At 68.2% G+C, this 10,477-nt stretch carries 11 protein-coding genes; 2 read left to right on the forward strand and 9 right to left on the reverse strand.

The genetic code is table 11. The features are described from left to right. The 6 genes from G3N92_RS25390 to G3N92_RS25415 form a co-directional block, all read right to left on the reverse strand. The coding region (locus G3N92_RS25390) for an alpha-hydroxy-acid oxidizing protein (protein ID WP_206130352.1) at positions 1-243 on the reverse strand (243 nt) is incomplete at its 3' end. After that, entirely contained in the window at positions 240-1,811 is a 1,572-nt protein-coding gene (locus G3N92_RS25395; protein WP_206130353.1) for an amino acid ABC transporter permease/ATP-binding protein, read from the reverse strand. The genes G3N92_RS25395 and G3N92_RS25390, both read right to left, overlap by 4 nt. Before the next feature lie 93 nt (positions 1,812-1,904). Continuing rightward, positions 1,905-2,789 carry a transporter substrate-binding domain-containing protein gene (locus G3N92_RS25400; RefSeq protein ID WP_206130354.1) on the reverse strand — a complete coding sequence of 295 codons (885 nt, stop codon included), beginning with the start codon at positions 2,787-2,789 and terminating at the stop codon, positions 1,905-1,907. A 40-nt stretch (positions 2,790-2,829) separates the two neighbouring features. Continuing rightward, positions 2,830-3,948, reverse strand: a complete 1,119-nt coding sequence (locus G3N92_RS25405) for a hypothetical protein (protein ID WP_206130355.1) — start codon at positions 3,946-3,948, stop codon at positions 2,830-2,832. Between the two features lie 74 nt (positions 3,949-4,022). After that, positions 4,023-5,168: a porin gene (locus tag G3N92_RS25410; RefSeq protein WP_206130356.1), complete on the reverse strand. Its 1,146-nt coding sequence runs from the start codon at positions 5,166-5,168 to the stop codon at positions 4,023-4,025. A 280-nt stretch (positions 5,169-5,448) separates the two neighbouring features. After that, on the reverse strand, positions 5,449-6,213 hold the full coding sequence (locus tag G3N92_RS25415) for an alpha/beta fold hydrolase (protein WP_206130357.1): 765 nt from the start codon (positions 6,211-6,213) through the stop codon (positions 5,449-5,451). A 209-nt stretch (positions 6,214-6,422) separates the two neighbouring features. Here G3N92_RS25415 and G3N92_RS25420 point away from each other — a divergent pair, with 209 nt between their 5' ends. Together G3N92_RS25420 and G3N92_RS25425 are read left to right on the forward strand one after the other, a co-directional pair. Continuing rightward, the gene (locus G3N92_RS25420; protein WP_206130358.1) at positions 6,423-7,253 is read left to right on the forward strand and encodes an aspartate dehydrogenase; all 831 of its coding nucleotides are present in this window, start codon (positions 6,423-6,425) and stop codon (positions 7,251-7,253) included. Positions 7,254-7,284: 31 nt separating this feature from the next. Further along, positions 7,285-8,241 carry a VOC family protein gene (locus tag G3N92_RS25425; protein WP_206130359.1) on the forward strand — a complete coding sequence of 319 codons (957 nt, stop codon included), beginning with the start codon at positions 7,285-7,287 and terminating at the stop codon, positions 8,239-8,241. Positions 8,242-8,247: 6 nt separating this feature from the next. Here G3N92_RS25425 and G3N92_RS25430 read toward each other — a convergent pair whose 3' ends face one another. The 3 genes from G3N92_RS25430 to G3N92_RS25440 form a co-directional block, all read right to left on the reverse strand. Next, entirely contained in the window at positions 8,248-9,273 is a 1,026-nt protein-coding gene (locus G3N92_RS25430) for a LysR substrate-binding domain-containing protein (RefSeq protein WP_206130360.1), read from the reverse strand. Positions 9,274-9,378: 105 nt separating this feature from the next. After that, on the reverse strand, positions 9,379-10,056 hold the full coding sequence (locus tag G3N92_RS25435) for a hypothetical protein (protein WP_206130361.1): 678 nt from the start codon (positions 10,054-10,056) through the stop codon (positions 9,379-9,381). 200 nt (positions 10,057-10,256) lie between these two features. Continuing rightward, positions 10,257-10,477, reverse strand: a 221-nt coding sequence (locus G3N92_RS25440; protein ID WP_206130362.1) for an iron chelate uptake ABC transporter family permease subunit, incomplete at its 5' end; no start/stop codon positions are given.

Genomic DNA, 10,477 nt, shown 5'->3' on the forward strand with positions numbered 1-10,477 from the left:
TAACAGGCGGTCGGCGGCGAACGCGCCCACGCCGAGCGGCGCGGCGTAGTCGCGGCCGAACAGGCGGCAGCTCACGTCCACGCCCTGCTGGCCGCGCAGCACGCGCGGCACGAGCCGGTAGCGCGACCACGCGACTTCGTTGGGATCGGCCTCGCCGGCGCGCATGTCGTGCGGCTGCCCGGCCAGATAGCCGAACAGTTCGTCGCCGAGCGCCTGGCGGGAAGCGTCGCGCCAGTCTTTCATCGGGTCGGCTCCAGGCTGGCGGGCAGCACGAACGTGCGGGGCGGCGGCTGCATGGCGGCGGGCGCGGGCTTGTCGTCGTCGGGATGGCGCAGGAACGCCGCGAATTCGGCGGTGGCGGGCGCGCGCAGGATCGACGGCGGCCCCTGCTCGATGATCCGCCCGTCGTGCAGGAACACTACGCGATCGGCCACGCTCGCGGCGAAATTGATGTCGTGGGTGGACAGCAGCATGGTGATGCCCGTCTGCGCGAGGCGGCGGATCGTTTCGTCGACCTCGCCCACCAGCTCGGGATCGAGCGCCGAGGTGGGTTCGTCGAGCAGGATCACGCGCGGGTCGCTGGCCAGCGCGCGCGCGATGCCGACGCGCTGCTGCTGGCCGCCCGACATCTCGTGCGGCATGTGATCGGAGAAATCCTTGAGGCCCACCTTCAGCAGCGCGATGCGCGCGCGGCGCGACGCCTCGACGTGCGGCACATGTTGCACGCGCAACGGAATCGCGGCGGCGTTGTCGACGGCGCTCAGGTGATCGAACAGCGCGAAGTTCTGGAACACCATGCCGATGCGCGCCTCGGCGCGCGATTTCGCGAGGCGGCGGCGCGGCAGCGGCGCACCGGTTTCGGTCGACGTCAGCGAGCGGCCGTCGATGCGGATCGCGCCGGATTCCACCGGATTGAGCGCGAGGATCGTCTTCAGCAGCGTGCTCTTGCCCGAGCCGGACTTGCCGAGCAGCGCCACCACCTCGCCCGGCGCGACGGACAGCGACACGTCCTTCAGCACGTCGCGGCTGCCGTAGCGCACGCGCACGGCGTCGATCTCGAGCTGCGGCACGCCGGGCGTGGCGCGGCCTTCGTGCGGCGCCATCCGGCCGACCTGGCCGGCGTCGTCGGCGAGCGGCGCGTCGGCGCCCGCGGCGCGCACGCGGCGGCCGGTGCCGACGTTGCGCTCGCACCAGTTCTGCACGCCCGCGATCACGGCCGACAGCACGATGTACATCACGCCGGACGCCAGCAGCACCGGCAAGAATTCGAAGTTTTGCGACACGATCGTCTGGCTGCGCAGCGTCAGTTCGCTGACGCCCACCACCGACGCCAGCGACGTCGATTTCAGCAGCCCCACCGCCTCGTTGCCGAGCGCCGGAATGATCGCGCGCAGGCCCTGCGGAATCACCACGTAGGCCAGTTCGGTCAGCGCGGAGAAACCGAACGCCTGCGCCGCGATGCGCTGATCGCGGTTCACCGAGCGGATCCCGCCGCGAATGATTTCGGCGCAGAACGCCGTCTCGTTGATGGTCAGCGCGAGCAGCGCGCTGACGAACGGCGTGAGCGTCAGCCCCGCCTGCGGCAGCACGTTGAACAGCAGGATCAGCTGCAGCAGCTGCGGCGTGCCGCGAATCAGGTAGATGTAGGCGCGCACGGGATAGCGCACCCAGATCCAGCGCGCATCCGCGCCGAGCGCCAGCACGAATCCGATCAGCAGGCCGCCCACGAGCGCGCCGAACAGCAGCCCGAGCGCGACGAGGCAGCCCTGAAGCAGATACGGGAAGGTCAGGTAATGCAGGAAGTTTTGCATGGCGATGAGGCGCTTACGGGGTGAAACGGTTTTCCGGCTTCGATGCGCGGCGCGGGGCGGCCATCAGCCACCGCCCCGCGCCGCGCCGGTGCATCACTCGGCGTCGCTCGCCGTACGTTGCGAGGCTGCATCCTGGCCCCACTTGTCGAGCAGCGTCTTCTGAATGCCCTTGTTCTGAATCACCTTCATCGAGGCCAGCACGGCCGAGCGCAGCACGGTGTTGTCCTTGGCGATCGGGAAGCCGTTCAGGATCGGCAGATCGACCGTGAAGCCGCTTTCGAGCTGCGGCATCGAGGCGGCCAGCGCCTTCGCGTCCGAATGGGCGGTCAGGTAGATGTCGGCGCGGCCGCTGATCACGGCCTGCACGCTCGCGTCGGTGGCCTGCAGCAGCAACAGCGCCACTTCGGGCTTGTTCTGCGCCTTGCACTTCTCGGTGGCCTGCGGCACCAGCGTCACCGCCTCGTACGTGCCGGCCGCCGCCGCGACGGTCGCGCCGCACAGCGAATCGAGCGAGGTCAGATGCTTGGGGTTGCCCTTCTTGATGACCGAGCCGTCGATCACGGCGAACGACGACACGAACGCCACCTGCTTACGGCGCACGTCGGTCACGTAGAGGCTCGGCCCCATGTCGAAGCGCTTGCCGGTGATGCCGGTCAGCAGCACGTTGAACGCGACGTTCTGATATTCGTGCGTGTAGCCGAGGCATGCGCCCATGTAGGCGATCAGGTCGGGATCGAGGCCTTCGATCTTCGACGGGTCGTCCTTGGCGGGCGCCTCGAAGCCGGCCGTGTAGCCGCCGAGGCCGATCTTCAGGTGCGTGCCGACCAGCGTCGGGTATTGCTTGCGCAGCGCGACGCATTCGCTGCTCTTGCCGAACGCTTCGACGCTCGGCAACTGGCCGGCTTGCGCCGGGGCGGACGACACGGCGCACAGCATCGACACGATGCTGGCGGCGGTAACGAGGGCGGAACGGAACATGATGGGGTTCTCCAGGAATGGATCAGTGTGATTCGTGAATTCAGAAGGATTCGAGCAGATGGCGGGTGGGCCAGAAGGTCTCGCCGTGAACGATCGCCATGACGCGCGGCGCGAACGGCGCGCCGTCGAACGGATCGCGCTCGCCGTCGATGCCGGGCATCGACAGGGATGAAGCGGAAGCCGCCGCCGGCGCGGGCGCGTGCGACACCAGTGCCACCGCCCAGTCGCTCGGATCCTGGCCGAACAGCATGGCCGGCCGGCTCGACGCCTTGCCGAGCACGATGTGCGGCGGCGCGGCGAGTTCGCTAGCGAGCGTCAGCAGCGCGGGCAGCAGGTGGTGTTGCGATTGCAGGCCCGGCCCGGCGGTGGCGCCGCGCGCCACGTGATCGGTGGCGATCAGGTCGATTTCGCCGAAGCGCGCGAGCAGCGCCTGCCGCGTCGCCTCGTCGGCGATCGGCGGGCGCACCGCCAGCGCGGCGCGGCGGCCGGCCTCGACGGGCAGCAGGTATTGCGGCGAGCTGGTCACCCAGCGCGACACGTCCGCCGTGGCCGCGGCCTGCATGGCGTCGAGATCGGCCGCGCTGGCCGCATGACGGAACACGATCGGCCGGCCGAGTTCGGCCGCGCGCGCCAGCAGCGCCCGCGGCTCGGCGGTGAACACCACCGGCAGCCAGCCGGCCGCCCACACGGCTTCGAGATTGCGCGCGAAATGCGGCTCGCGGCCGTACAGCTTGCAGGCGCGCAGCAGCGTGCCGTCGCCGGTGGGCGCATGGCGCGCGTAATCGGCGAACCACGCGGCAAACCCTTCGGTGTCCTGATCCGGCATCACCGACAGCAGCAGGCGCACGCGCGGCATCACGCTGTCCTTCGCCATCCGAAGCAATGCCGCCGCTTCCTCGCGATCGGCCATGCGTTGCCAGCCGATGCTGGCGTTCAGGCGCGCCACCCCGCCCGCCAGCGCAACCTCGCGGTCGCTCTCGCTCAGGCGCGCATCGCGCAGCGCGAGCAGCGTGTCGGCGTCGTACAGCGCGGGGTGCGCCTGCCAGCGCGAGGCATCCAGCGTCTTCACGTCCGCCGGCAGCGAACGGGGCACGCTGAATACGCGTCGTGCGCCCAGCAGGCCCGCGGTGTCGCTCAGATTTTCGATGACGATTTGCATGGCGCTTCCGCCTTTCGGCGTGCCTCAAAGTGCGATTAGATCAGGACAATTTCCGGCTTGCCGCTCGCCAAAAATCAGAACTTGTGGCGCATGCCCACCACGGCGAGCACCTGCTTGGCGTTCGACGAGGCGTTGTTGTAATCGCCCACGTTCGCGGTGGCGGCCACCACCGTCGTGCCGTCGGCGGACAGCGTGCGGCCGTTCGCCTTCGTGTAGCCGGCGATAGCGTAGAGATCGGTGCGCTTGGACAGCAGGTAATCGACGCCGGCCGACACCTGGTTGTAGCTCGCCGATTGCGCCCCGCTCGCCTTCGTGTAGCCGTAGTTCACGGCGGCCATCAGCGCCGGCGTGAACTGGTACGCGAGGTAGCCGCTCGCGACGTTGAACTTCTCGGTGGCGTTGAACACGCTCGTCTGCGAATAGGTCTTGTATTGCGAGTTCGAATAGCGCAAGCCCACCGTGAACTTGTTGAACGCGTACGACGCGGCCGCGTGGATCGTCTGGAACGAACCGGGCGCGACGCCGTAGCCGGCGGTGACGAGGCTGCCGTCGTTGATGAAGCCGCCCGACGAGGCGTTCGCGAGCGTGTCGTTCTTCGTGTAGAGATAGCCGCCGGCGAGGTTCAGGCCGCCGTTCGTGTAGCCGAGCGCGGCGCCCATGCTGCCGCCGCTCGACACGCTGCCCGCCGTGCCGCCGAGGCCATACATCGCCTCGAACGTGAGCCCGGCGTAAGTGGGGCTCGTGTACTTGATCGAGTTGTTGACGCGGATGCTGTTGTCGTTGTTGTCGGCGTCGCCCGGCGTCGTGAAGAACGCGCCGAACACGCCGTCGCCCGTGATGCCCTGCACGAGATCGACCACCGGGTCGTATTGGCGGCCGAGCGTCAGCGCGCCGTAGGTGGCGCTCGACAGGCCCACGAACGCCTTGCGGCCGAACATCCGGCCGCCCTGCCCGAGCTTGCCGGTGGACAGATCGAAACCGTTCTGCAGATCGAACACCGCCGACATGCCGCCGCCGAGATCTTCCGTGCCCTTCAGGCCGAAGCGGCTGCCCGACATGGTGCCGCTCGCCGCCGCCACCTGCGCGCCGCCGCCGACATTGTTTCCATAGGTGATGCCTTCGTCGACGATGCCGTACAACGTGACCGTGCTTTGCGCCAGGGCGTGCGACGACACCGCGGCCAGAACCGAAGCGAACAGGGGCGGGGCGAGACGTTTCATTTTCAGGTTTCCTTGGTAGGCGTGTGGGGTAGACGAGGCCATCATAGGAAGGCGAAAAAACGCCAACAAACGAGATTTTCGCGGCCGTGCGATGAGGTGAAGTCATGCGTGCGCGCAACCGGCACGGCCCCTGAGCGATGCGAAGCCCATTGCTTTGGGCTCCCGACGATGTCGCGTCGGGAGCGAAGGTTTTCAGGGGACATGAGCGGAGCGGAGAAGATGCGGCCCCGGCGAGGCGGCCGCTTTGGGAACGACGATCGAGGCTTGATTCGAAGGCGATTCAGTCGTGCCGATCAAGCCACGCGCGCACCGCTTCGTTGAACACCCGCGGCGCTTCGAAATACGCCGAATGCCCGGCGGCGGCGATCTCCAGATACTCGGCGTTCGCCATCGCCGCCTGCGCTGCGCGAATTGCCTCGGGAGGAAACAGCACGTCCTCCACGCCGGCCACGAACAGCACCGGCACGCCGCAGGCGTCGAGCGCGGCCAATGAGGTCAGCGGCTGCTCGCCGCGCAGGTTGCGCACGTTCGTGTCGTTGAAGCTGGCGAGCGCCGTATACAGATAGGCCTCGGCCGGATGCGCGTGCGTGAAGGTGGGGCCGAGCACGCGCTCAAGCTGCGTGAGATTCGCGGCGCGGGCCGCCACCTCGCGCATGCGCGCGGCCAGCTCGCCGGGCAGATCGAGGCCCACGAGCGTATCGGCCAGCACCAGCGCGCGCACGCGTTCGGGCGCGCGCGCCGCGAACGTGACGGCCGCGCCGCCGCCCATCGATTGCGCGACGAGCGCCGCGCGCGCAATGCCGAGATGATCGAGCAGCGCGGCCAGATCGTCGGCGAACGCGGCGCGGCCCAGTTGCTCGGCATCGGTGGAATTGCCGAAGCCGCGCGCATCCATCGTGATCACCTGCATCGCGCCGCGCCACGCCACCACCTGATGGAACCAGCTCGCGTGATTGCCGCCCACGCCGTGCAGCAGCACGACGGGCGCGCCCTCGCCGTGGGTTTCGTAGTACAGGCGGCTCGCGCCCCGTTCGAATATCGGCATGGCCGTGTCCTTCCCGTGCGGCAAAAGCCCATTATTGCGAGCCATAAATGCAGCCGGCAAACGACTTTTATGGCGCGCATCGATGACGCCATCTCATGACGGCGCGCCGTGCCACGTATGACGAGACCTCATCCCTCGGCGGCAAAAATCTCGTTTGTGAGGGGTTTTTCGTCAACTTAAGATCGGCGCATCCCTTTGAGAGGCACAGCATGAAAGTCACGCAGGACACGCATCAGCCACCGTTGCGGGTGGGCATCGCCGGGCTCGGCACGGTCGGCAAGACGATCGCGAAAGCGCTCGACGCCGGCATCGAGGGGCTCGAACTGGCCGCCGTGAGCGTGCGCGACGCAGCCAGCGCGAGCGCCTGGCTCGACGGCCTGAGCCGCGCGCCGCGCATCGTCGGGTTCGACGAGATGCCGGAACACGCCGACGTGGTGGTGGAATGCGCGCCGTCGCATCTGCTGCCGAAGATCGCCGAGCCGATGCTGCGCGCCGGAAAAACCTTCGTACCGCTGAGCGTCGGCGCGCTGCTCGACCATATGGAACTGGTCGACCTGGCGCGCGAGCACGGCGGCCAGATCAGCGTGCCGACCGGCGCGCTGCTCGGCCTCGACGCCGTGACGGCCGCGGCGCAAGGCACGATCCATTCGGTGCGGATGATCACGCGCAAGCCGGTTACCGGCCTGCTCGGCGCGCCGTTCCTGGAAGAAAACGGCATCCGCATCGCCGACATCAAGGCGCCGCTGCGGATCTTCTCGGGCACGCCGCGCGAAGCCGCCAAGGGCTTCCCGGCCAACCTGAACGTGGCCGTCGCGCTGTCGCTCGCCGGCATCGGCCCGGACAGCACGGAACTCGAAATCTGGGCCGACCCGGCGCTCACGCGCAACACCCACACGATCACGGTGGATTCCGATTCGGCACGCCTGACGATGACGATCGAGAACATCCCCAGCTCGAACCCCAAGACCGGGCTCATCACGGCCTGCAGCGTGCTCGCGCTGCTGGAAAAGATGCGCGCGCCGCTGCGCATCGGCACCTGACGCCCGTTACCCCTTTTTCGAGGAAGCTCCCATGACCACCGCCTCCGCACGATTCTTCAAGCCGCGCCGCCTGGCGCACGCCAACGTGTTCGTGTCCGACCATCGCCGCGCCAGCGATTACTACCGCGACATCTTCGGTTTCGAAGAGGTCTACAACCAGCCCGACAACAAGGCCAGCTTCATCAGCAACGGCAACACGTATCACGATTTCGCGCTGGTCGACACCGGCAGCCGCTACGCGAAGCCGGGCCAGCAGCCGGGCCTGAACCACGTCGCCTTCGAGGTGGAAAGCGAGGCCGCGCTGGTGGCCGGCTATCGCGCGGCCGTGGCCGCGGGCGTGGTGTATCGCTCCACGGAAGATCACGACGTGGCGCACTCGCTCTATCAGAAGGATCCGGACGGCAACGAGGTCGAGATCTACGCGGACGTGGTGCAGGATTGGCGCGCGGCGCGTCACGGTTCATTCAGCAAGAAGAAGCCGAAGTGGGTGCCGGGCGAAACCAACGAGCCGCTGACCGAGGCGCTGCATCCGGTCGATCCGGAGATTCGCGTGATCGACGGCGCGCTGGTGCACGGCCGCCGCGTGTCGCACGTCGCGTTCGTTGCGCAGGACTTCGAAGCGATGTTCGATTTCTACACGACCGTGGTGGGCCTCGACGCGCTGGTGGGCGGCCGCGATCAGGCGTTCGCGCTGCTGGCCGGCTCGCACAGCCTCGGCGACATCGTGCTGTATCGCAACCACGTCGAATCGCACATGCCGATGCATCACATCGGCGTGGAAGTGGCGTCGGAGGCGGATCTCGATGCGGCGCAGGCCGGCATCGAGCGCTCGGGCGGCAAGCTGATCGCCGCGCACGATCACGCCGCGCGCCGCGTGGTGTTCGTGCACGATCCGGACGGCCTGCCGATCCAGCTCTACGTCAACCGCGACTGGACGCCCGACACGATCCGCACCATCGACGCGCGCCTCGCGCCGTATCTGATCTGAACCCGCCTACAGGCCGACTTCGTTGAACGAGCCGGCCTCCTCGGCCGGCGATTCGGCCGGATGCGCATGCGCATCCGGCTGCACGTCGTCGCGCTGCGCGAACAGCCAGTCGCGGAACACCTTCACGATGGCCGAATCGGCCTGATGCTCGCGGCACAGCAGGTGATAGGCACCCGCGCTCTCGTGCTCCAGTTCGAGCGGAACGATCAGGCGTCCTGCCTGAATGTCGGGCGCGGCCAGCATGCGCGGCACCAGCGCCACTCCACGGCCGCTCAGCGCCGCTTCCAGCACCATGAAGAAATGCCCGTAGGCCTGGTTGTGCGCGGCGATGTCGTATTCCACGCCGCTCGCGCGGAACCAGTCCGGCCACGCATGCACGCGCGTCGCCATGTGCAGCAGCGGCAGGTCGAGCAGCTCGCGCGCTTCCTGCACCGGCCGCTGGCCCTTCATCAGCGCCGGGCTGCACACCGGCACCAGCACGTCCGACATCAGCCGGTACGCGCGCACGTTGCTCCAGTCGTCGGCCATCTGCAGGCTGATGCGCGGGCGCGTGGCGGCGTCGGGATCGGGATCGCTGTCGGGAATCACGCCCACGCGGATCGCCACGTCGATATCCTCGCGCCAGAAATTCACGGGGCGGATCGACGTGATGAGCCGCACCTCGATATCGGGGTGCTCGACGGCGAATTGGGGCAGGCGCGGAATCAGCCAGCGCATCGCGAACGTGGGCAGCACGTTCACGTTGAGGATGCGGTGACGATCGCGATTGACGAGCCGCAGCGTGGCCTGCTCGATGCGGTCGAACGCGTCGCGCACCACGGGCAGGTATTCGCGCCCGTGCTCGGTCAGCTCGATGGTGCGCGTGAGCCGCCGGAACAGCGGCACGCCGAACGATTCCTCCAGCAGCTTGATCTGGCGGCTGATCGCGCCTTGCGTCACGAACAGCTCGTCGGCGGCGCGGCTGAAGTTCAGGTGCCGTGCCGCCGCTTCGAAGGCGCGCAGGGCGTTCATGCTGGGCAGGCGACGGGACATGCTTTCCTCTCGGTGACGCGCAACGGGCGCCACGCGATTGTTCCGCACCAAAAAAGCGTGTCAAAAAACCGTGTCCCGCGTGCGACACACGGCCTGCCCTGCCGATCAGAAGCGATCGGTCATCACCACCTTCACCACCGGATAGAAGCGCAGGTCGTGCGCCTTGTCGCGCAGTTGCTGCTCGGCGGCGGCCACGTTGTTCGCGCCGGCCGCGGTCGCGACCACGGCGGGCACGTCGAAGCTCACGTGCGGCGTGCCGTAGGCCACGCCGATGTCGGCGGCCACCGACAGCCCGGCCTTGCCGGTGGGGCTATGACCGAAACCGAAGCCGATGTAGGGCCGCACGGTCGGCCATTTGAGCTTGGCGGAGATCGTCTGGCCGAAGCCCGGCACGACCACGCCGTTGATCTTGTAGGTGCCGTCGGCGCGCGGCTGGGCCTCGCCCGTCACCTGGTCGCCGCCGATCAGCGCGCCCACCGTCAGGTGCAACGGCACGTGCGTCGGGAACGGGAACACGTCGGCGAACACGCCGCCGTGGATCAGGCGCACGTGCGCGTTGTAATCGAGGCCGTCCGACGAGAACTTGTGCGACAGCGCGAAGCCGCCCACTTCACCGCGCAGCGCGGTGTACGAATTGAACGCGTGGCCGACGCCGACGCTCACGCCGTCGGTGCCGACGCCGCCGTACACCTCGTTGGATTCGGCGCGCGCGGCCTGGCAGCCGAACGCGAAGGCGGCCAGCGCGGCGAGCGCGCAGAGCCGGTTGAAACTCGTGACATTCATCGGATCAATCCTCAGCGGGGGGCGAATCGAACTGGATTTATTTCGCAGTTCACAACAATCGGGCGAGACTATAGCCGCCGACGTGTCGACCGATTGCCCCGGTATGGAGGAGAAAACCCGCCCATTTCATCGAATGGTTTGACATTTCGGTGTCATACGATCCGGCGGGTCGGATCGGGGGCCGCAAAGGGCCGGAAGGGTCAGCCGCGCCGCACCAGCGCCACCAGCAGCGCGCCGCCGATCAGGGCGGTGATCACACCGATCGGCAGGTCGTCGGGCGCAATCAGCGTGCGCGCCAGCACGTCGGCCCACACCAGCGCGAGCGCGCCGCCCAGCCCCGCCAGCGGCAGCAGCCGCCCGTGCTCGGCCCCGAACAGGCGGCGGCAGACGTGCGGCACCACCAGCCCGACGAAGCCGATCG

This window comes from Burkholderia sp. Ac-20379 (genome assembly GCF_017104645.1).
Classification (GTDB): Bacteria; Pseudomonadota; Gammaproteobacteria; order Burkholderiales; family Burkholderiaceae; genus Burkholderia.

Excerpts from the sequence above, each read along its gene's own strand:
- G3N92_RS25420 (WP_206130358.1), top strand. The coding sequence starts at position 6,423 with ATGAAAGTCACGCAGGACACGCATCAGCCACCGTTGCGGGTGGGCATC.
- G3N92_RS25430 (WP_206130360.1), bottom strand. The coding sequence starts at position 9,273 with ATGTCCCGTCGCCTGCCCAGCATGAACGCCCTGCGCGCCTTCGAAGCG.
- G3N92_RS25395 (WP_206130353.1), bottom strand. The coding sequence starts at position 1,811 with ATGCAAAACTTCCTGCATTACCTGACCTTCCCGTATCTGCTTCAGGGC.
- G3N92_RS25405 (WP_206130355.1), bottom strand. The coding sequence starts at position 3,948 with ATGCAAATCGTCATCGAAAATCTGAGCGACACCGCGGGCCTGCTGGGC.
- G3N92_RS25415 (WP_206130357.1), bottom strand. The coding sequence starts at position 6,213 with ATGCCGATATTCGAACGGGGCGCGAGCCGCCTGTACTACGAAACCCAC.
- G3N92_RS25435 (WP_206130361.1), bottom strand. The coding sequence starts at position 10,056 with ATGAATGTCACGAGTTTCAACCGGCTCTGCGCGCTCGCCGCGCTGGCC.
- G3N92_RS25400 (WP_206130354.1), bottom strand. The coding sequence starts at position 2,789 with ATGTTCCGTTCCGCCCTCGTTACCGCCGCCAGCATCGTGTCGATGCTG.
- G3N92_RS25425 (WP_206130359.1), top strand. The coding sequence starts at position 7,285 with ATGACCACCGCCTCCGCACGATTCTTCAAGCCGCGCCGCCTGGCGCAC.
- G3N92_RS25410 (WP_206130356.1), bottom strand. The coding sequence starts at position 5,168 with ATGAAACGTCTCGCCCCGCCCCTGTTCGCTTCGGTTCTGGCCGCGGTG.